This window comes from Lysinibacillus sp. JK80 (assembly GCF_027557635.1).
Classification (GTDB): domain Bacteria; phylum Bacillota; class Bacilli; order Bacillales_A; family Planococcaceae; genus Lysinibacillus; species Lysinibacillus capsici.
On the sequence record NZ_CP058997.1, the window covers coordinates 434763 to 456754 of the forward strand.

Below are 21992 nucleotides of genomic sequence, written 5' to 3' on the forward strand. Positions count from 1 at the left end.
TCAAAAAAAGACCGTTTAGCTTTCTTGGGAGAGGGCAAAATAGATATATAGATGAAAGGATGGGATATTATGACTTCTGTACGTGATGAAATTCTAGAAGTGTTAAATCGAGAAAAGATTGGCACAATGGCGACTGTAGAAAATGGCAAACCTTACTCACGATACATGACATTCCAGCATGAAGATTTTGTATTGTATACAGTGACGAATAAGCATTCAGAAAAAATGGAAGAGCTGCGCAAAAACCCATATACCCATATTTTATATGGCTACGAAAATGGTGGCTTTGGTGATACGTATGTGGAAATAGAAGGCAAACTTACGGAAGTACATGAAGAAGGGATAAAAAATAAACTAGCCGAATTTTTTACAAGTATCTTTATTGGCAATCAGGATGAAATGGTGACATTAAAGATTGAGCCTATTCGTATGCGCTTGATGAATAAAAAAGGGCAACCACCTAAAGAGCTAGAATTTTCGAACGACCATTGATCAATGGTCGTTTTTTACTGATGTAGCGATAAATAGTTGCAATGGCTAGCATCTTTTTGGCATGATAGTTCTTAAAAGAAAAAGGAGTATAGATTATGTCGATAAAATTACAGCAGCTAACACAAAATGTATTATCTTCTCAAGGAAAATTAGAGGCAGATTTTATACTTAGAAATGCGCAAATTGCAGATGTTTTTTCGTTAACATGGCAAAAAGCAGATATCGTCGTGAAGAATGGGATGATTGTGGCTCTAGATCGCACGAATAAGTTTCACGCTAAACAGGAAGAGGATGCGGCAGGAGGCTATGTCATTCCTGGTTTAATTGATGGTCATATACATATTGAGTCTTCTATGTTGACACCAGGGGAATTTAGTCGCGTTTTACTTCCTCATGGGATTACAACGGTAATGACAGATCCTCATGAGATCGCCAATGTCGCAGGAGCAGAAGGCATTCAATTTATGCTCGATGATGCACAAAAGGCAGATATGGATATTTTTGTGATGCTGCCATCAAGTGTGCCAGGTACACAGTTTGAAAATGCAGGCGCTACAATAACAGCTAAGGATTTGGCACCATTTCTACAACATGAACAGGTTCGTGGATTAGCTGAGGTGATGGATTTCCCAGCGGTATTAAATGGGCAAGAGGACATGCTTCAGAAAATTTTATTATCGCAGGAAGCAAATTTAGTCATTGATGGGCATTGTGCAGGCTTACAAAGCGAACAAATTACAGGCTATCGAGCTGCGGGTATTCACACAGATCATGAATGTGTAACGGCTGAGGAAGCCATTGACCGTGTAGAGCAGGGGATGTATGTGCTAATCCGAGAGGGCTCAGCCGCGAAAAACTTACGTGACTTATTGCCAGCTGTCCAGTCGCATAATGCTCGTCGCTTTGGATTTTGTACAGATGATAAATATGTGGATGAGTTAATCGACGAAGGCAGCATCAATTATGATATCGCCATGGCAATAGCTGAAGGGATGCAACCATTGCAAGCAATCCAGTTAGCAACCGTTAACACCGCAGAATGCTATCGTTTATTAGATCGAGGTGTACTTGCACCAGGCTATAAGGCAGATTTTGTGTTAATAGAGAATTTGTCAACAATGCAGGCAAAGGCCGTATGGAAAAATGGGCAGAAAGTGGCTGAAAATGGTAAAATGCTGACAAATCATCAAGAGCCAGTTGTGCCTGCTCATATCCATCAATCTGTCCATTTACCAACCATTACAAAGGATAGGCTACAACTAGCATTCACAAAGGGTACAAAGGCAAATGTAATGGAGATTGTGCCGAATCAGCTAATTACCAATCATGTAATAATGGATGTACCTGTAAAGGATGGTGTTTTCGTCCCTTCTGTAGAACAAGATCTACTGAAACTAGCCGTCATCGAACGTCATCATCAGCTACACACGACAGGTTTAGGAATTGTTAAAGGCTTTGGCTTACAAAAAGGAGCAGTAGCCACAACAGTAGCTCATGATTCCCATAATGCCCTTGTTGTAGGAACAAATGATGAGGATATGGTCCTGGCGCTTACACGCATTCAGGAAATCCAAGGGGGCTTTGTGATAGTTGCGGATGGCCAAATTCTAGCGGAGATGCCATTAACAATTGGTGGCTTGATGACAGATGTACCAGCTCAACAGGCAAAGGAGCAGCTAGCAGGCTTGCACAGGGCATTAAAGACGCTTAATCCAACATTAGATTTCCATTTTCTACTAACGTTTTCTTTTGTGGCATTACCAGTTATTCCTACTTTAAAGCTAACAGATACAGGATTATTTGATGTGACAACCTTCCAGCATATCTCAGTAGAAGCATAGATGAAAAAACGACCTACTAGCTTTCATTAAGCTTTTAGGTCGTTTTCTTATATTGCTTATTTAGTGCTAGCTCTCATTCACCATCATTTACGAACTATAAACATGCTTACAAGTCATTGTAATATGGAATTAGTCGTAAAATTAAGGATTGCGTGTTGATTAATTCAACCTCTTATTTGTAAGATATTTTCGTCTAAACATCCCTACTAAAAATACATACATTAATATATAAAAGGGGGTGAGATTGACAATGAAAAATAATGATCGATTTATGAAAATAGTTAGTATTCCTACTCCTTTATATGAATCATTATTAGGTCAATATTTTGTTGGGCAAACCGAATTAATTACCTTAAAAAAAGGAAGAAATGCGTGGGGAAGCTTAAGTAATCCTAAATATTCTAATGTGGATTTGTTTGTAAATGCGTTTACCATTACTAATTATTCTAAACAACCTATTCTGGCTGAAATTTGGTTTAATGCAATACCTCCTGGGGATTCAATGATTTCTAAAAATGTAACGCCTACTAATACAGCCATTTATCCACCACCAAATCCAGACGTTAAAATTGAATTTGCTGAACTTGTTGAAGGGCACCCCTATAAAGGAGTAAATGCGTTTAAACGAATTGTTCCACCACAAAGTACTTTAGTAAGCGATGAAGATGGAAAATTTATTTTTCCATCTGGTGAATCATTTGTAATTTTTTTAGTTACACAGGACAATGAATGTATAGAGGCTGAGATAGCATTTGGGTGGTTTGAAAAAATGAAAAAATACCATTAAATAATAAGGATATTGTTAGTAGAATATAATTTATAGTGATATTAATTAGTTAGAAAAAAGAAGCTAAAGCTCTCAAATATCTATTGAGAACTTTAGCTGCTGTATTATTGACTAGTTAAAGCATTTTTTCGAATCTATCAATGGCTTTATTAAATTCATTGTGAGTTTCTGTTACAACTTTCTTCAAATCATGTGTAATATTATCGACCTTTTCCGTATCACTTTCTATAGTCATTACATTATATTCGATATTTCGAAGTGCATTATCAACATTCAGTGCTAATTTTCGTACCTCTTCTGCTACGACTTTAAATCCGAGACCTTTTTCACCAACACGTGCAGCCTCTATTGCGGCATTCAGTGCTAGGACATTTGTTTGTTTAGCGATAGTATGAATCACTTTTACAGTATCTCTAATTGCGTCAACTTCTTTAGCAAGTGATGCTACGGCTTTTATGTTTTCTTCTGAATTGGATACAACAATTTCTACTAACTCCTGAGGCATACTTTTTAGTTTAGCAATAATCTCTAAAGTATTGAATTCTCGATTTGTAATATCTGTTGAAATTTTTAATATGGAACTTACCTTATTATTGTCATTGAAAATGGGTAGGTAAGTTGCTTCAAGCCATATAGAATCGTTCATTTTACTTATTCTTTCAATTTTTCCTTCATATTTTTCTCCATTTAATAAACCTTGCCATAGGAGATGATAGTCTGGGCTTTGTATAAAATCCGGTTTACAAAACTTTTCATGACCCATCCCAATAACTTCATCCACCTGATATCCTAGAACCTCTGCAAATTTTTTATTAGCCCAAATCACTTTTCTATTCAAGTTAAACTCTACAAGGGCTAAATTTTTTTTCATTGAATCTACAATTGCATTTTCATTCATATGTTTTGTCTGAATATTCATATTTTCAAATCCTTATATTAGGTAGCTAAGCTAAATTTAATTCATACTTAATGATTATTAGATATGCAACATTACTTTTTCACTAGGTTTGTTATTGAGTTCCGTATTAAAGAGATCTATTTTAGGTAAAGGTTTCACTGCTAATTGTGCTAGACCATGCTTTTGTAGAATTCCATTAGAAGTAATACGTGCAGACTCCAAGATAATCGGTAAACCACTTCCTGGATGTGTACCACCTCCAACTAACCAGCTATTTTTTAATTCTTCAAATTTATTGTGAGGGCGGAATGTCAGCATCTGTGTAAGCTGATGACCTAGGTTAAAAGTTGCTCCTTTATATACACCTAAATTCTCTTCCCAATTTTTCGGTGAAATTATGTGTTCTTCTTCAATGTATTGCTCTAGATTTTCAATGCCAAGTTTGTCCTCAATTAACCCAATTAGCATGTTACGATAATCTTGTTCACAGGTATCCCACTCAATATGACTGAAATTATTAGGTACTGGTGCTAATACATATAGCGTTGATTTCCCTTGTGGGGCAACTGTCGGATCTGTTACAACTGCATTTTGAATGTAGATAGATGGATCATCCGACAACAATTTATGGTTAGTAATTTCTTCAACATTTTTTCGGTAATTTTTTGCAAACCAGATCGTATGATGGGGCAAATCAAATTTTTTATTGACACCTAGATAAAGCATAAAAGTAGAGCAAGAGTATTTTTTCTTCTCTAACTTTTCTTTAGTGTATTTTTTTAGAACACCAGGCTCGACTAAGTGAGTCATCGCATGACCAAAATCACTATTTATTATTACTTCATTAGATGCTATTTTTTCGCCATTATCTAAAATGACACCCTTTACCTTTCGATCATCCAACCAGAGCTTTGAAACGCCACAGTTCGTGTAGATCTCTCCACCATTTTCTCGTACAACCTTTGCCATTGCCTGTGTTAACTTATTAATGCCACCTGTAATGTGGTAAACACCATAAGCATGCTCAATAAAAGATAGAATGGAAAATGCACCAGGACTTTCCCACGGAGACATGCCTAAGTATTTTGCTTGGAAAGTAAAGGCAAGTTGTAATTCCTCTTGCTTGTAAAATCGTGAAAGCGTATCGATTAAAGATCTACCGATTTCAAGCTCACCCAATGCCTTTAAAACTTTTGGTTGTAGTAAATCTGTATAACGGTTCATGCTTGCTTGCAATACAGGTACTAACGCTTCTAATTTGTGATTAGTTTCCTTCATATATTTTTCAAAAGAGCCCTCATTGCCTGGAAATAGTTCATTTATCTGACGAATCATTTCCTCACGATCACGAGTCATTTTAATGCGCTTATCGTGAAAAATTAATTCATACATTGGATCTAGGTTTACTAGATCTATATAATTATGTATATTTTTACCGGCAAGCTCGAATATTTCTTCAATAATATAAAACATATTTAAAAATGTGGGGCCCATATCAAATTTATATTCTCCTAGCTTTATTTCACTTGTTCTACCACCAATATAGGGTTGTTTCTCGTACACTTTGACATTAAATCCTTTAGCGCTAAGCAGCATTGCCGACGCTAAACCACCTGGACCAGCTCCTATAACAATAATCTCCTTTTTCATTGTGAAAAACCTCCGTATCTGCTATTTAGTCTTATAACACTACCTGTATTGAGTCATGATTTATAAATAGATAAAAATATTTATTAGTTGTACAAAAGTTATACAGTGATTATACAATTAGTGTACAAAAATGTGCAAACTATATATTCTTGAAATTTAAAAAATTATTTTATGGCTATTGAGTGCAAAAAAAAATCATAGACAAAAGCATTTGTAACCAATGCTTTCATCCATGATATTCTCGTTGAACTTCTCAATAATATAGATTGTAAGAACAATGCCTTATTTAAACAGGGATAGCAGTATAAATAAACTTTTTAACGTTTATTTATAGTACTAGTTCTAACCAAAAACGTTAAACTCCTACTAATAATAAAAGTTATTTAGAGTGAGAGTTTATAAGTTATTTATAACTTCATCAATAGTACTGGCAATCGCAATTGAATGTAAGGAATGTGTTTTTAAATACTCTTCAGAGCCAGCACCCCCCATATAAAATCGAATAGAAGGATGTTTTGCAGCGAAGTCATCTAATTGCTGAATGCTAGTAGGGTATAACTCAAATGGCCTTGTAGTCATAGCAGATAATAGAACCACCTTTGGTTTAAAATGTATGATTAAAGATTCAATTGCCCCAACAGCTGGAGAACTGCCAACAAGGAATGATCGCCAACCAGTCATCATTGCTTGCAACAATAAAATATGAAGTTGAACTTCATGATGCTCCCCTGGTAAGCATGCGCCCATTATAAGTGGTGCATCCTCTTTAGAGTGATAATTCCGTCTTAATTGTACTAAATAATCTCTAACAATCATCGTAGTCACAGATTCTTGATACTCGGTCCATTCCTGTTTTTCCCACAATCTTCCTACCTCTTGTAAGAAAGGAATAATCACATGAGATAGAAATTTTGCTAATCCTAATGAATGATTTGCTTGTTGCAGGAGTCGATTAAGTTCTACTTCATTGCAAAGTCTTCCTTCTTCCAATAAAAGATTACAGAAATGATCTACATTGTCGCTTATGGTCAACACCGTGGGGGTAACTGCCTCTAAAACATTTTGATTGCTAAGTACAATTGTCACTGCTTGTTTTATAGAATAGCCTTGGTTCGAAAGGCTAAGTACTTTTAAATATAGCTGCACATCCTCTTCACTATAAACACGGTGTCCATTTTCTAATCTTTTGGGATGAACAAGTTGGTAGCGCTCTTCCCATTTACGTATCACTTGTTTGGATAGCCCTGTGATTTCAGATACCTGTGTAATATTATATTGCCAATCTGTTGGTGTCATTATTTCCCTGCCTTTCTATAGCTATTAATATTCATGATTGTGAGTATTTGTGTGCCGTAGTGCTCTATCCGAAACCTTACAACTTTTCATATTATAATATAGATATTTAAAAGTTGTACAACAATTGTATAACTAGAGTGGTTGAATATTGAATAACAGGAAAATAAGGGTGGGGAAATTAATGAGACAATTTGTTGGTTTTTTCTTCCATACCATAATGAGTAGGCTATACGATTTTATAGATAAGCTAATGGCTTTAAATAATTTATTAATGTTATGTAAGCGGAGTAATTATAAGTTGGAATGGGTAATGAATATATTGAATTAGATGATGTAAATGAGAGGGGGAAAGAACATGAAATGGCTTGCACTCATAAGTTATTTCGCCATGGTTATTATTAATGGACTAGCTAGCACGGTGGGGATTAATGGGAAAAAGACAGGTGAAATTTCTAATCAGGTAGATGTATTGTTTATTCCAGCAGGCTATGTTTTTAGTATTTGGGGCTTGATTTATTTTTTATTATTCATTTGGCTTGTACAACAATTTCGATCTTCAACTACTAATCGTATAAATAGCAAGCTTGGTCTCTTTGTAATCACTGCATTTTTAAATATCGCATGGTTGTTGAGCTGGCATTATGAATTGTTTATAACGTCCATTGTTATTATGGTCGGCTTATTGGTTCATATAATTTTTCTATATGTAAGTTACCTGAAAGAGGATAATCGTTTTTCAGGGAGACTTCCGTTTTCTGTATATTTAGGGTGGATTAGTGTGGCGTTGATGGCTAATATTAGCTTTGTGCTTAAATATTATGAGTGGGATGGGTTTGGGCTCTCAGAGGAAATATGGGCACAGTTATTACTTATTCTTGCGACTGTGCTAGCTGCTTTTATACGTGTTTATAAGCAAGATGTATTTTTTCCATTAGTAATTATCTGGGCTTTTATAGGAATCGCTATCAAGAATGGAGAAGATGCAGGGAGTATTTTCTATATGCCATTTATATATAGTTTGTTCCTGGTAATTTGGATTTTCATTGGAAGGCCTAAAAGATTATAGTTAAAGTATCTATAATATTTGATAAGAAAAGAAAATTTATTTATAAAGAAACCCAAACTAATGAAGTGTTATGAGCTTCTGTGTAGTTTGGGTTTTTTGTAAAGATAGGTGACCTTTCATCCAATTCTTCTTATCCAATGATTAAAATGTATTCACTTTTTTGAATGTAGAAATAATGGAAATATAAAGGGAATAAGCTCTTTTTGTCGAATCTTCTTATGATGAAAGGAGTAATCAAGTTTTGCTTGTCACAAATTATTTTTATGATCTACCAGAAGAGACTAAAGAATCTATTTATTTATATGAATATAATCTTATATTGAGTAAAGAAGTTGAAATCATTCAATTACATCGAAAACGGTCAATTGTTTATGAAATGAAAAACAAAGGAATTATATTGAAAAAATTTTTATCTGAAGGAAAAGGGGATAACGATATATACGCATTGTTGGAGTTAAACAGTAGTCCTTATTTTCCTAAAATTTATGCATATAAAAAAAGAGAGTTTTTATTTGTAGAAAAAGTGAATGGTAAAACTTTATCACAGGTTTTAAAAGAAGGCATAACTAACAACGAATTAAAAGAAATTGTTTTGAAAATGATTGAAGCAAAAAAAGATATGATGAATGTAGACAGATACGATTTTGATTTTAAATTTGAACATATATACTGGGATACGGAAAATAGCACTTTGAAATGGATTGATTTGGGTGCGTGTGTAAAAAACCCAATAGGATATTCCGAAGAAGAAAAAAAGAAACGAATTAAATATTGCATTAACCAAGTCAAACAACAATTTGCTAAATATGGGTATAGTTTGTTGGATAATTTAGAGGGGTTATAACTAACTATTGATTTCATTTTGTATCCTAGTTTAATTGAACATATTTTTAAAAGTATGCATGCTAATTGTAATCATTTTTTTCGATTGATTTTATCGAAATAATCATCTTTATCGAATTGTAAATTCATAATAAGATATAGGTATACGGGAACAATAGTAAAAACTTCAAGGAAACGGGGATATTCTAAATGTCAATAGCAGTTATTTACGGTGGCAATCGGTCGAATGGGAATGTAGAGACTTTAACAAAATTAGCCACTCAAGGCCTAATGATTGAAGAAATTTATCTAAAGGACTGTGTTATTCAGCCAATAATCGATAAGCGTCATGCTGCGGAAGGTTTCACAGATGTCAGCGATGATTATAACGCCGTCATTGACCGTATTCTTCCACATGATATTCTTATATTTTCTACGCCTATTTATTGGTATAGTATGACAGGAGCGATGAAGAACTTTATAGATCGATGGTCACAAACCTTAAGAGACTCGAATTATCCTGATTTTAAAGCATTAATGTCTTCTAAAAAAGCATATGTTATTGCAGTTGGTGGAGATGAGCCTTATATAAAGGGGTTACCAATGATTCAGCAATTTCAACATATTTTTGATTTTGTTGGGATAACCTTTGAGGGATATATTCTAGGAGAAGGAAACAAGCCAGGCGAGATCCTTCAAGATCTAAAAGCATTGTCTGCAGCTGATCATCTTAGAAAAGAATTACAATAAGTACCTTATTGGCCTCTAGATGATATTGACTATTTTTATAGCACAATACAATGAAACGAATTTGGAGGAAAGAAGTCTCCAAATTCGTTTCTCTTTATATGATGAAAGGTTCTTTTGATGTTAGATATTTACTTGCGCTATTGGTAAATGCAGCCATCTCTTTCTTTCAGCTACAAACTAGTGTATATTGGATTTTATTATCGAAAAGGATGAATGTTTCAACAAAAACTATCGAAGAAATAGATGAAGGGGTTCAAGTGATGGATATTAAGCAGCTTCAAACGTTTTTTACAGCAGCTGAAACATTAAGCTTTACACAGACAGCCCAGCTTCTTGACTACGCTCAATCGAGTATTACAGCTCAGATAAAAACATTAGAACAAGAGTTAGGTGTTCATCTTTTTGAGCGGCTTGGCAAGCGCATTATTCTCACAGAAGAGGGCAAGCGTCTACAGCATTATGCAAAAAAAATGCTTGAGCTAGACAGTGAAATGAAAAAAGCTATATCCAACGAGCAGGAGCAAGTCCTATTGAAGGTAGGAGCACAGGAAAGTCAGTGTGTCTATCGACTACCAAGTATTTTACAGCAATTTCAACAAGCACACCCGCAAGTGAAAATCATTTTTAAGCCTGTGCATACAACAGCTATTGCAAAGGATTTATTACAAGCTGGTAAACTTGATATTGCATTGATAACGGACACTTATCAGGAAACAGCCATGCTCAAGCGAGAGCGATTGATTCAGGAACAGCTTGTTTTTGTGAGTGTCCCCAAAGAAATTAGTCAGCCTCTATCGGCTCAACAAATTTCAACTGAAACGATGTTGTTAACAGAAATAGGGTGCTCCTATCGTAATCATTTAGAAGCACAGCTACAGCAAGAGGGTGTCAATCCCTTACAAATGATTGAATTCGCCAGTATTGAAGCAATCAAGCAATGTGTGATGGCAGGGTTAGGTATTACATTTTTACCTAAAATGGTTGTAGAGAAGGAGCTGGAAAGTGGGCAATTAATGGAAGTACCGTCCACAATTGATTTAGCGCCAATTTATACAGATATTGCATGGCATAAAGATAAGCATATGCATCCCTGTCTCGAAGATTTTATTGCCATCGCCAAACATAGCTATGAAGCTTTTAAGGATGAAAAAAGAGCCTGAATGATTCAGACTCTGTTACAAATTATTGCTGCTTGAGGGTACCCGAAAAATTGGTGCCTTCATTACGTTCAGCACGACAATCAATCTCGGACACCTTTAGGGCATTATTGGATAAACGTTCAAACTCGACAACACAACGATTGCCATTCGAGGATGTATTCATAAGGGCTTTCGTATTGCTTGTAATTGTGGCTGTGCCATTTACACTACCTGAAGCGGAGCCATCATTCGCCGTTAAAGCAATAGAAAAGCTCTTGTTTGTGGCATTGGAGATTATAGCATCACGGCGGTTAAACTCATTTGTACCCTTACCCCATTTGTAGTAATAAGTATACACACCTTCCCATGCGCTTTTACTAGGAGTAGCCTGCTGTAATGATTTGTCGAGCTGATTTTGAGCATTTTTTGCCCTATTATTTAAGGATACGTTGTTGGCATTCTCATGAATTGCTTGTGCATCCGCTGAAATTTCATAATAATTTCGTTCGTCCATACGATAGAGCATCGTGACAACTTGCGCACGGGTCATGTTGCTTGTCACGCCATAAAACTTTTGTAAATTACGCTCTTCATACTGTGGATTTAACCCAGAAGAAATATAGGTATCAAGTAAAAATTGAATAGATTGATTTAAGCCCTTCTTACCGCTAGCTAAATGAGCAATAGCCTGTGCCACTACACCACGCTTCACAGTAGCCGCTCGGATTCGGTTGTCGAAATAGCCATTTAAAGGCACCCCATAGCTTGCGAGCTGGTTATAGAAATCATCCGACCAGTTTGCCGAAGGCGTTTGCTTTTTTAATTCGTCGATGGGCGTTTCGAGCTCATAAAAATTGGCTAATAATTTTGCTAATTGCTGTTCAGTAATGGTAGCATTCGGTTTAAATGTACCGTCTGTAAAGCCATTAACAATATCATATTCTTCTGCCCATAAAATAGCTTCATATGCATAATGATCCTTTGATACGTCCCGAAAGCCAGCAGCTTGTACATTGCCTGCACTAGCTATAATCAGAATAGAAAATAATAATGTACCTATTAATTTTTTCATTTGTTGTCTTCATCCTTTCTTGCTCGCTTTAGTAATAGTTTGCAGGAAATGGATAAAAACTGCAAATTTTTCTAGTGAAAAAATAATCGCTGCCCTTTGTCGGGTAGCGATTATTTTAAACGTCGTTATTGGGCTGTGTAGCCACCATCTACTGTTAATGTGTTCCCTGTCATAAACGTTGAATCGTCACATGCCATAAATAAAACAGCTTTCGCCATTTCCTCTGGTTGTCCTAGTCGTTGCATAGGTGTGATCTGACGTAATGGCTCCTTACTTTCTTCTGGGATAATTGGTGTATCAATAAAGCCTGGACATAGGGCATTGACACGAATCCCTCGCGTAGCAAATTCTAATGCTAATGAACGTGTTAAATTAATCACGCCTCCTTTTGCTGCATTATAAGCAGCTGATCCTGGCGAGCCAACCCAGCCATACATCGAAGCTGTATTAACGATTGTACCACCATTCGCTTTTAGCATTTCTTTGATGGCAGCCTGCGCCATTAAAAATACACCATCTAAGTCTACATTTACAGTTTGACGCCATTCCGCATAAGGAAGCTCCTCAGTTGGCGTAACACGACCAATCCCTGCATTATTAAAAAGGACATCGACTTTGCCAAATGCCTCAATAGTTGTTTGATAAATAGCTGCTACTTCCTGTTCATCCGTTACATTTGCTTTGATAAACATGGCTTTTGCTCCTGTTGCCTGTAGTTCAGCTGCAAATGCTTGGCCTTTTTCCTCGTTTAGGTCCACAAGCACCACTTTTGCTCCCTCTGCTACAAATAATTTGGCTGTTGCAGCACCGATACCAGAAGCACCACCTGTAATAATTGCGACTTTATCTTGTAATTTCCCCATACATGACACTCCCTTAAACAAACTTTTTTCTTGCACACTGTGTAAATCACGGTGTACTTTTATTGTAAAACGCCTGAAAACGGAAACAATCATTAATGTCGTAGTAAATATCTAACTAGTAGACATATGTGCCTGGAATGTCTAAAAGGGGGAAGTAAAATTGCCAAAATGGACACAAAGACAAGAAAGAACCCGCCGTCATTTTTATGAAGCGTTTGTCGATTTAATGAAACAACATGGTTTTCAAGCCATTACAGTGAAGGATATTGTAGAACGAGCGGGCTATAACCGTAGTACCTTTTATGTGCATTTTCAAGATAAATTTGAACTAGCAGAGAATTTACTAGAACAAATGCTGAATGGTCTGGAAGTGGCAGTAGGTGAACCCTACCTATATGGAGAAAAGGTATACACGACAAAATTGAAAGCACCATCCTTTAATATTATTCATTACATTTATAGGCACCGTTTGTTTTTCGAGCTGCTGAATGTGGAAGATACGATTCCTGGGTTGCACACCCGTATGCCCTTAACGATCACAAAAATTTATCAAGAGCAATTTAAATTTGAGACGATCAATCAGCAGCCTGTCAACATGAACATGTTCAAGCATTATACTTCCTACGGCTTTTATGGATTGATGATGCAATGGATTGCAAGCGGCTATGAAAAATCAGAAGAAGCTTTAATCAAGGATATTATTGAATTAACAAAAACACATATTTATGCATTTGAATTTATAGGAAAGCCGCTAGAAAAAGAAGAATAAAAGTATATTAACATAAATCTATGTATTTTTATAAAAGAATCTCTAATGTCTGCATTAGGGATTTTTTTGTTTGGGCTAAACTAATTTTTGTATAAGAAAAAATTTTTTTAAAGAAATTTTCATAAAGTAGTTGAATTTTCTTTGTATTAAGCATATATTTTTCCTAAGGGAAACAAAATATCTCCAAAGAAAGAAGAGTGCGTGAATGAAAGATTTAGGTGATTTCAAACTGACGATTCTTCCAATGGCCATTTTAATTATTTTAGCAATCGTATGGAAACTGACCGATTCAGTAGGCGCAGGTATGATGTTAATCCTTTTCTGGATGAGCTGGCGCCAGCTTGTCAGGAAAATGAATATAAATTAAGGTATTGTGTGGAAAAAGTTGGGATATTGGCGTTGAATACGACTAGGGCGGGCATGACAACCAATTTACGGCTTGTCCGCCAATTGGTTACTTCGTAGTTTAGGCACTTTTTTCAAACAATTGCTTAATAAAGAGAAAGTTGAGGTAGGAAAATGAAACAATGGTTAGGTGTGGTGGTATTATCACTCTCATTTCTATTATTTGGCTGTTCAGCAGAAACAGAGGGTGAAAAAGAAGGCATTGTGGTTGCAACCACAGGACAAATTGCAGATGCGATTAAAGAAATCAGTGGTGATCATTTACAGGTATCAGCATTGATGGGTCCAGGCGTAGATCCCCATCTCTACAAGGCGACTCAAAGTGATTTATCGAAATTGGATAAAGCAGAAGTCATTTTTTATAATGGCTTACATTTAGAAGGACAAATGCTCGATATATTTGAACAAATGGCGAAGGATAAAACGGTCTTGGCAGTGGGCGAGACATTAGATGAAAAGCAACTGCTTGCCAGTGATACGGATGCCATGCTCCATGATCCACATATTTGGTTTGATGTTGAGCTTTGGAAAGGTGTTGTCAAGGCAATCAGTACGCAGCTTCAGGAAGAATACCCTGAATTTAAAGCAGATTTTCAAACAAATGAAGCAGCTTACTTGAAAAAGCTGGATGATTTACAAAGCTACGCAGAAAAACGTGTGAATGAAATACCACAGCAACAAAGAATATTAGTAACGGCTCATGATGCATTCAATTACTTTGGCAGAAGTCAGGGATTTGAAGTACGTGGCTTGCAAGGGCTGAGTACTGATTCAGAGTATGGTGTGAAGGATGTTCAGGAGATGGTTGATTTCTTAGTAGAAAATAAGATTAAGGCTCTTTTTATAGAATCCAGTGTGTCCGATAAGGCAATGAAAGCTGTTATTGAAGGGGCTAAGGAGAAAGGTCACGACATTGTCATCGGTGGGGAATTATTCTCAGATGCTATGGGAGCTGAAGGAACAACAGAAGGTACGTATATAGGTATGTATCAACATAACATCGACACGATCGTCGATGCATTAAAGTAGGTGAAGAATATGTATGCATTAACAGTGGAAAATCTATCAGTGGCGTATGATAAAAAAACAGTATTAGAAAATGCCTGTGTAACAGTGCCTACAGGTCATCTAGCTGCCATTATTGGCCCGAACGGTGCAGGGAAATCCACATTTTTAAAGGCCATTTTAAATCAGCTTCCTAATAAAGTGGGAAAGGTAGAAATTTTAGGGAAGGTGTTTGAGCCAAAGAGTTTAGTCGTAGGCTATGTGCCTCAGCGTAATGCGGTGGATTGGGATTTCCCAACAAATGCGTTGGATGTGGTGCTCATGGGGCGTTATGGCCATACAGGCTTATTTAAAAGACCGTCTAAGCAGGATAAAATTGTTGCTCGACAAGCTTTAGCAAGTGTTGGGATGCAGGATTTTGCAGAGCGTTCCATCGGGCAGCTTTCAGGAGGCCAGCAACAACGTGTATTCCTAGCTAGAGCCCTTGCACAAAATGCAGATATATATTTTTTAGATGAACCATTTGCAGGAGTAGATGCTGCGACAGAAAAAACGATTATTGATATTTTAAAGGATTTAAAGGCACAGGGAAAAAGTATTTTTGTTGTGCATCACGATCTTCAAACCGTCAAAGAATACTTTGACTATACGATTCTATTAAACAAAACGATTTTAGCATCAGGCGCAACGGAAGATGTTTTTACACCAGAGCAATTACAAAAAACATATGGTGGTAAACTTTTCATGATGCAGCATGTGTAAGGAGGGACATAATGTTAAGCGGTAACTTATTGTGGGTACTGAGTGGAACGATGTTACTTGGCATTGCAGCAGGCATCACAGGCACGTTCTCCTTCTTACAGAAACAAAGTCTAGTTGGGGATGCTGCTGCGCATGCAGCATTACCAGGTATTGCCCTTGCGTTCCTGCTAACAGGTCAAAAGGAATTGCCAATTTTAATGCCAGGAGCAGGCATTACATCTGCATTATCTGTGTATTGTATTCAATGGATTGTGTCATTTTCAAAAATGAAGGCTGACGCTGCCATTGGATTAGTCCTCACCGTATTTTTTGGTGTTGGTGTTGTATTTTTAACAGTGGTTAACCGTAGCCCACTGGGGAATCAGAGTGGTCTGAATAATTTTATTTTCGGTAAAGCAGCGACGATGACCAAGGCAGATTTATTGTGGCTCTTTATTAGTGCAACCATCATTATTGTGGTCAGTCTCTTGCTTTATAAGGAATGGAAGCTACTGATCTTTGATCCTGTTTATGCAAAAGGGATTGGCTTACCAATAGAGGCTTTAAAGGCAACATTAACGGTTTTAATTGTCATGACAATTGTTACAGGTATACAAGCTGTTGGCGTTATTTTAATGTCAGCTTTATTAATTATTCCTGCTGCCAGTGCCAAGTTATGGACAAAAAAATTGAGCACAATGCTCATTTTAAGTGCTGCGATTGGAGGTATCGCTGGCATAACAGGAACCTTTATTAGTGCGATTCGAACAGGGTTATCGACGGGTCCTATAATTGTCTTAGTGGCAGCAGGTATATTCTTTCTATCGTATTTTATAAGTCCAACTGGTCAAATTAGTAAATATCGTAGGAAAATGCAATTTCGAAAGCAGGGTGATGTAGGATGATCGAATTTTGGGTTGTATTCACGGGACTGTTAGTTGGGGTAACTTGTGGAATTGCAGGTGTCTTCCTCATCTTGCGTAGAATGTCCATGATTGCAGATGCGATCAGTCATACAGTGCTCTTTGGCATTGTGATGGCTTACCTTATTACCCAAACGTTGAATGGTTTTTGGATGTTGGTAGGTGCTGCGTTTGCAGGGATTTTAACAGCCTATCTTGTGCAATTATTACATTTTTCTGGTATTCAAGAAGACGCAGCGATAGGCGTAGTGTTTACATCTCTGTTTGCAGCAGGTGTTCTCCTCATCACCTTATTTGCAGGCAATGTGCACTTAGATGTTGAGCATGTTTTAATGGGAGAAATTGCTTTTGTTCCTTGGGATAAATGGACATTGCTTGGGCTGGCAATGCCTAAGGCAGTATGGATGCTCTTACTCGTCCTCGTCATTAATATTGCGTTCCTACTCCTATTCTTTAAAGAAATGAAGCTTGCAACGTTTGACCCTGTGTATGCAGCAACCATTGGCATTCCCGTTGTCTTTCTTCATTATGGCTTTATGACATCGATTTCGTTTACAACAGTGGCAGCTTTTGATAGTGTAGGGGCCATTTTAGTGGTTGCCATGTTGATTGGGCCAGCTGCTACCTCCTATTTAATCAGCAAGACGATTAAGCAAATGTTCGTCTATAGTATGCTCTTTGGAGCTGCTGCTTCCGTCATTGGCTATTATTTAGCGAAATTTTGGGATACCTCTATAGCAGGTATGATGGCAACAACAGTCGGCTTCATTTTTATCGTGACGTTCATCTGTCAAAAAATCGTTGAGCGTAGAAAAAAAGTACTTGTTCATAAACTAGAAACTTCTTAATGAAAAACGTCGTTTGATACGCCCATCAAACGATGTTTTTTCTTTTGAGGACAAGTTCAAACTTTTGAATGAGTACTACTTCTAGGAAAAATAGTATACTCGTTAAGATAAACTAGAAAGAGAAAGAATAGTAGCATCTAGCAAATTTTTCTATATTTTTATGTACGAATATTTAAAATTTTGTTACGATAAATTTTATGATAGCAACAAGGAGAACAGCATGTGGAGAAATCGAAACGTATGGATTATTTTATTAGGTGAATTTGTCGTAGGTCTCGGCTTATGGGCTGGCATTATTGGCAATTTAGCCTTTATGCAAGAGGTAGTACCTTCTGACTTTCACAAATCATTAATTATTTCTTGTGGTATTTTAGCAGGCTTAGTTGTTGGTCCAATGGCAGGACGTATCATTGACCAATCGAAGAAAAAAACGGTTGTCCAGATGGCGAGTATCGGACGCATCATCAGTGTTTTATTTATGTTTATCGCACTTTATACTAATTCGGTCATTTGGATGATTCTATTTTTAATCACGCTGCAAATAGCAGCAGCATTTTATATGCCTGCCTTGCAATCTATTATTCCCATGATTGCGAAGGAACAGGATTTAATTACATTAAATGCTTGGCAAATGAATGCGAGAACCATTTCAAGGATCATCGGTACAGCCGCTGCTGGATTTATGCTCAGTTTTTTTGAGTTAAAATGGTTATATATTATTTCATTTATTGTCTATTTAGGCATGTTTGTCATTACTAGTTTATTGCAATTGGATGAAGCATCTACTGAAACGATGACAAACAAAGAAAAAGGGAATTTTAAAGAAGTGTTACCGATGATCAAAGAGCATCCAGTCGTCTTGATGACGCTTGTCTTAATGTTAATTCCTACATTATTTTTAGGCTCTTTTAATTTAGTGATTATGAAAATATCTGAAATTCATCAATCTACCACAATTTCAGGATTATTGTATACGGTGGAAGGTATAGGATTTATGCTTGGTGCAGCTGGTTTGAAAATGATTGCTGACCGTGTACAAATGGGTACACTGCTTTTTTCATTAGCCTTTATTATCGGCTCAATGGAGCTCCTATTATTACTTGCAGAGACTCCATTTTTCGCTTTAGTGGCATTTGGCGTTTTTGGCTTTTCAGTTGGCTGTTTTTTCCCAACGACAATGGTAATTTTCCAAAAACAAGTACCTAAACAGTTTCATGGACGCTTTTTCTCATTCCGCAACATGATTGATTCCGTCGTCTTTCAAATCGTGCTTTTATCGACAGGTATGATGCTAGATTTAATTGGTTTAAGTGGTATGGGACTTGTTTTCGGAATCATAAGCTTAAGTTTAACCACTACTTTCTTATTTTACGCAAAGAAAAAGAATGTCGTTATGCATGCACATTAATATCATGTCCTTTATGCATGACACCAATTGGGGCATACGATAGAGGTATAAAAAGATGGTAGCATAGGAAAGGAACTGTCTAGATGGAGACGGTTCCTTCTTCATTAATTCAAGTAATCTTGTTTGATATACATAGAGAAAGAAGGTTGAAAAATGGTTGAAAAATCTCAAGAGTCAATTGCGTCCTATATTGAGTCACCAGAAAAACTAAAAAACCTATATAGGCGTGTACTGATAGTTGTTAGCTTATCCCAAATTTTTGGGGGAGCTGGACTTGCGGCGGGTATTACTGTAGGCGCTCTACTGGCACAACAAATGCTTGGAACGGATGCCTATGCGGGTGTACCCTCTGCATTATTTACGTTAGGCTCTGCGGGTGCCGCTTTCATTGTAGGAAAACTATCACAGCGTTATGGTCGCCGTATAGGCTTATCAACAGGTTTTATAGTGGGTGGACTTGGTGCAATAGGTGTAGTCCTTGCTACTTTAATGAATAGTATTGTGTTATTGTTTGCCTCTCTATTAATCTATGGAGCTGGTACGGCAACTAATTTACAGGCACGCTACGCTGGGACAGATTTGGCCAATAATAAGCAACGTGCTACGGCGATTAGTACAACCATGCTTATGACCACATTTGGTGCTGTTTTAGGTCCGAATTTAGTAGAATGGATGGGAAAAGTGGCGCTGTCTATCGGTATTCCAGCTCTAGCGGGTCCATTTCTATTATCTGCTTTGGCCTTTATTATGGCGGGGCTTGTATTGTTTACTATGTTGCGTCCTGACCCGCTAGAAATAGCGAAAGCCATAGAGGCACATAAGCAAAAAATGAACAAAGAAAATCAAACACCATCCATGCCTATATCTAGCAATAAAAGAGGCCTAGCGGTAGGAGCAACAGTTATGGTCCTGACACAAATTGTCATGGTGGCCATCATGACAATGACACCTGTACATATGAAACATCATGGACATGGATTAGCCGAGGTTGGTATTGTGATAGGGTTTCATGTAGGTGCTATGTATCTGCCATCACTTGTCACAGGTATTCTTGTTGATAAAATCGGACGTACAGCAATGAGTATAGCTTCAGGTATTACGTTGCTACTCGCTGGCGTAGTGGCTGCATTTGCACCAAGCGATTCAATGGTGTTACTCATTGTGGCACTTTCTTTACTGGGATTAGGTTGGAACTTTGGCTTAATTAGTGGAACTGCTCAAATTGTTGATGCGACGGAGCCTTCTACCCGTGCAAAAACACAGGGGAAGATGGATGTTTTTGTGGCATTGGCAGGTGCATCAGGTGGTGCGCTATCAGGTATGGTAGTGGCGAATTCAAGCTATGCAGTGTTGTCCTTAGCAGGAGGGCTATTGTCGTTAGTATTGATTCCTGTTGTCATTTGGTCTAGGAGAGCAGCTTAAAAAGGAGAAGGGGAAATTGGACTCTAAGCTAATTATTATCCGAGGAAATTCAGGTAGTGGGAAAACGACAATTGCAAAGAAACTTCAGCATCATCTTGGACATGGTACACTTTTGATTGCGCAAGATGTTGTCCGACGTGATATGTTAAAGGTACATGATCGAGAAGGCAATCTTTCTATTGAATTAATTCGTCAAATCGCAGAGTATGGTAAAGGTCGTTGTGAAGTTGTCATTGTAGAAGGAATATTATATGCCAGTCGTTATGGAGCTATGTTAAAGGATTTAATCCACTTCTATGATCAGAAGGCCAATACTTATTATTTTGATTTATCTTTTGAGGAAACCGTTATTCGTCATCATTCTAGTTCCAAAAAAAATGACTTCGGGGAAGATTCTTTACGTGCTTGGTGGAATCCGCATGATTATCTTGGGGTGGATGGTGAAACGCTGCTGACGGAAGAGATGTCACAGGATGATTTATTAAAATTAATGGTAAAGCAACTGTAGAAGTAACAAAAAACTTACCCTCCTTAGGGTAAGTTTTTTCATAGTGTTGAAAAATTTCCGTGCAGGTTACATGCTTTCCTCTGGGCGAACACAGATCAGTTTAGAGGTTACCTGTATCGCTATTCAAGATTCAAGTAGCCTTCAATTCTAACCCATTAAAATGTTTTTTGGAAAAATTTTTCAAATAAAACAAAGGTATTCACTACTCTTTATGGCTAGGGTAGTCACTCATCACTTCTCCACATTGGAAATAATCAACCTCTCGCCTTTTATAATTACCTTTTATGGCGTGGACAGCACATTTTTTCAATTGGAACTATTTTATTGAATAAGCGTTACAATATTAAATCGTTAGAAAGCAAAGAGTAGGTACATATGTGGATTTAATAACAGAAAAATTAATCATGATTGCTTTATTTATTTTAATCATTCATGCGATTGAAACGCTTGCATATGCCGTACGTTTATCAGGAGCACGTGTCAAATTACTAGCTTCGGCTTTATCTCTTTTTAATGTAATGGTCATGGTGTCGAGGTTAGCCAATATGATGCAACAACCATTCACAGGGAGCCTTGTTGATACAGCACCTACGGAGAATGCCATGACATTTGTAGAACATCAATTTCGACTAATTATTGGAGCGGCTTCGCTTGGAACAATAGTAGGAATCTTACTTATTCCCACCTTTGTAGCCATTTTTTCAAGAGCTATCGTTCATTTGGCTGAGGAAAGAGGCTCAATCCCGGCTTTATTGAAAAAGGGCTTTACATTTGACTATGTAAGACGGGGAATTAAGCATATTCATACACCAAATTTTAGTTATTTAAAAGGCATTCGTCTACAGGATATACCGATTAAATTATTTGTTATCAATATTGTTATTACAGCTATCTATACGATTGGCGTTTTATCTGCATTGTATGCCACATTATTAGTCCCAGAATTAAAGACTACCGCTGTTATGGCATCTGGATTAATTAATGGCATTGCAACAATACTATTAATCCTATTCATTGACCCGAAAATATCCATTCTAGCAGATGATGTGATCAATAAGAGAGGAAGCTATCTAGACCTGAAAAGAATGTCTGTTATGATGATGTTCTCCAGATTTTTAGGAACCATTGTGGCACAGCTATTATTGATTCCAGGTGCTCATTACGTTGCATGGTTTGCAAAGTTAATTGCTTGATTAGAACCACTTCCTTTATATTTTTAGGAAGTGGTTTTTTAGGCCACAGCAATTAATCGTGAGGTGTGGTAGGGGAGAAGTAAAGAAATTATAT

22 protein-coding genes are annotated in these 21992 nt (G+C 36.9%); 17 read left to right on the top strand and 5 right to left on the bottom strand.

Annotation, left to right across the window (positions count from 1 at the left end):
- The first annotated feature begins 69 nt into the window (after window positions 1-69).
- The 3 genes from HXV90_RS02200 (at window position 70) to HXV90_RS02210 (ending at window position 3120) form a co-directional block, all read left to right on the top strand.
- A complete protein-coding gene (locus HXV90_RS02200; RefSeq protein WP_048392416.1) occupies window positions 70-492 on the top strand; it encodes a pyridoxamine 5'-phosphate oxidase family protein in 423 nt (140 codons plus the stop codon).
- 95 nt (window positions 493-587) lie between these two features.
- Complete coding sequence (gene ade, locus HXV90_RS02205; RefSeq protein ID WP_269898258.1) at window positions 588-2333, top strand: adenine deaminase; 1746 nt, start codon at window positions 588-590, stop codon at window positions 2331-2333.
- Window positions 2334-2583: 250 nt separating this feature from the next.
- The gene (locus HXV90_RS02210) at window positions 2584-3120 is read left to right on the top strand and encodes a DUF6143 family protein (RefSeq protein WP_004230683.1); all 537 of its coding nucleotides are present in this window, start codon (window positions 2584-2586) and stop codon (window positions 3118-3120) included.
- A 115-nt stretch (window positions 3121-3235) separates the two neighbouring features.
- Here the strand turns inward: HXV90_RS02210 and HXV90_RS02215 are convergent, their stop codons facing one another.
- The 3 genes from HXV90_RS02215 to HXV90_RS02225 form a co-directional block, all read right to left on the bottom strand.
- A complete protein-coding gene (locus HXV90_RS02215) occupies window positions 3236-4039 on the bottom strand; it encodes a methyl-accepting chemotaxis protein (protein ID WP_269898259.1) in 804 nt (267 codons plus the stop codon).
- A gap of 57 nt (window positions 4040-4096) precedes the next feature.
- A complete protein-coding gene (locus tag HXV90_RS02220; RefSeq protein ID WP_269898260.1) occupies window positions 4097-5668 on the bottom strand; it encodes a phytoene desaturase family protein in 1572 nt (523 codons plus the stop codon).
- A 396-nt stretch (window positions 5669-6064) separates the two neighbouring features.
- On the bottom strand, window positions 6065-6964 hold the full coding sequence (locus tag HXV90_RS02225) for a MerR family transcriptional regulator (protein WP_221680292.1): 900 nt from the start codon (window positions 6962-6964) through the stop codon (window positions 6065-6067).
- A 355-nt stretch (window positions 6965-7319) separates the two neighbouring features.
- On the opposite strand from HXV90_RS02225, the gene HXV90_RS02230 reads away from it, so the two are divergent.
- From HXV90_RS02230 to HXV90_RS02245, 4 genes are all read left to right on the top strand, one after another.
- Window positions 7320-8030, top strand: a complete 711-nt coding sequence (locus HXV90_RS02230) for a TspO/MBR family protein (RefSeq protein ID WP_269898261.1) — start codon at window positions 7320-7322, stop codon at window positions 8028-8030.
- A 241-nt stretch (window positions 8031-8271) separates the two neighbouring features.
- Window positions 8272-8874, top strand: a complete 603-nt coding sequence (locus HXV90_RS02235) for a hypothetical protein (protein ID WP_259950780.1) — start codon at window positions 8272-8274, stop codon at window positions 8872-8874.
- 188 nt (window positions 8875-9062) lie between these two features.
- Complete coding sequence (locus tag HXV90_RS02240; RefSeq protein ID WP_269898262.1) at window positions 9063-9602, top strand: flavodoxin family protein; 540 nt, start codon at window positions 9063-9065, stop codon at window positions 9600-9602.
- Between the two features lie 260 nt (window positions 9603-9862).
- Window positions 9863-10762 carry a LysR family transcriptional regulator gene (locus HXV90_RS02245; RefSeq protein ID WP_269899012.1) on the top strand — a complete coding sequence of 300 codons (900 nt, stop codon included), beginning with the start codon at window positions 9863-9865 and terminating at the stop codon, window positions 10760-10762.
- Between the two features lie 22 nt (window positions 10763-10784).
- Here the strand turns inward: HXV90_RS02245 and HXV90_RS02250 are convergent, their stop codons facing one another.
- The gene (locus tag HXV90_RS02250) at window positions 10785-11813 is read right to left on the bottom strand and encodes an S-layer homology domain-containing protein (RefSeq protein WP_269898263.1); all 1029 of its coding nucleotides are present in this window, start codon (window positions 11811-11813) and stop codon (window positions 10785-10787) included.
- Between the two features lie 125 nt (window positions 11814-11938).
- Window positions 11939-12676 carry an SDR family NAD(P)-dependent oxidoreductase gene (locus HXV90_RS02255; RefSeq protein WP_259950777.1) on the bottom strand — a complete coding sequence of 246 codons (738 nt, stop codon included), beginning with the start codon at window positions 12674-12676 and terminating at the stop codon, window positions 11939-11941.
- Between the two features lie 160 nt (window positions 12677-12836).
- On the opposite strand from HXV90_RS02255, the gene HXV90_RS02260 reads away from it, so the two are divergent.
- From HXV90_RS02260 to HXV90_RS02305, 10 genes are all read left to right on the top strand, one after another.
- A complete protein-coding gene (locus HXV90_RS02260) occupies window positions 12837-13445 on the top strand; it encodes a TetR/AcrR family transcriptional regulator (protein WP_054550449.1) in 609 nt (202 codons plus the stop codon).
- A 205-nt stretch (window positions 13446-13650) separates the two neighbouring features.
- On the top strand, window positions 13651-13812 hold the full coding sequence (locus tag HXV90_RS02265; RefSeq protein ID WP_237898168.1) for a hypothetical protein: 162 nt from the start codon (window positions 13651-13653) through the stop codon (window positions 13810-13812).
- Window positions 13813-13964: 152 nt separating this feature from the next.
- On the top strand, window positions 13965-14879 hold the full coding sequence (locus HXV90_RS02270) for a metal ABC transporter solute-binding protein, Zn/Mn family (RefSeq protein ID WP_115673329.1): 915 nt from the start codon (window positions 13965-13967) through the stop codon (window positions 14877-14879).
- Window positions 14880-14888: 9 nt separating this feature from the next.
- Entirely contained in the window at window positions 14889-15617 is a 729-nt protein-coding gene (locus HXV90_RS02275; RefSeq protein ID WP_048392425.1) for a metal ABC transporter ATP-binding protein, read from the top strand.
- An 11-nt stretch (window positions 15618-15628) separates the two neighbouring features.
- Window positions 15629-16501, top strand: coding sequence for a metal ABC transporter permease (locus HXV90_RS02280; protein WP_269898264.1), 873 nt, complete (start codon window positions 15629-15631; stop codon window positions 16499-16501).
- The gene (locus HXV90_RS02285; RefSeq protein ID WP_269898265.1) at window positions 16498-17367 is read left to right on the top strand and encodes a metal ABC transporter permease; all 870 of its coding nucleotides are present in this window, start codon (window positions 16498-16500) and stop codon (window positions 17365-17367) included. The genes HXV90_RS02280 and HXV90_RS02285 overlap by 4 nt, the downstream gene beginning before the upstream one ends.
- Before the next feature lie 220 nt (window positions 17368-17587).
- A complete protein-coding gene (locus HXV90_RS02290) occupies window positions 17588-18775 on the top strand; it encodes an MFS transporter (protein ID WP_054550446.1) in 1188 nt (395 codons plus the stop codon).
- Between the two features lie 153 nt (window positions 18776-18928).
- Window positions 18929-20197 carry an MFS transporter gene (locus HXV90_RS02295; RefSeq protein ID WP_112118420.1) on the top strand — a complete coding sequence of 423 codons (1269 nt, stop codon included), beginning with the start codon at window positions 18929-18931 and terminating at the stop codon, window positions 20195-20197.
- A 16-nt stretch (window positions 20198-20213) separates the two neighbouring features.
- Window positions 20214-20705, top strand: a complete 492-nt coding sequence (locus tag HXV90_RS02300; RefSeq protein ID WP_048392706.1) for a kinase — start codon at window positions 20214-20216, stop codon at window positions 20703-20705.
- Window positions 20706-21109: 404 nt separating this feature from the next.
- Window positions 21110-21898, top strand: coding sequence for a lipid II flippase Amj family protein (locus HXV90_RS02305; protein WP_269899013.1), 789 nt, complete (start codon window positions 21110-21112; stop codon window positions 21896-21898).
- The last annotated feature ends 94 nt before the right edge of the window (window positions 21899-21992 follow it).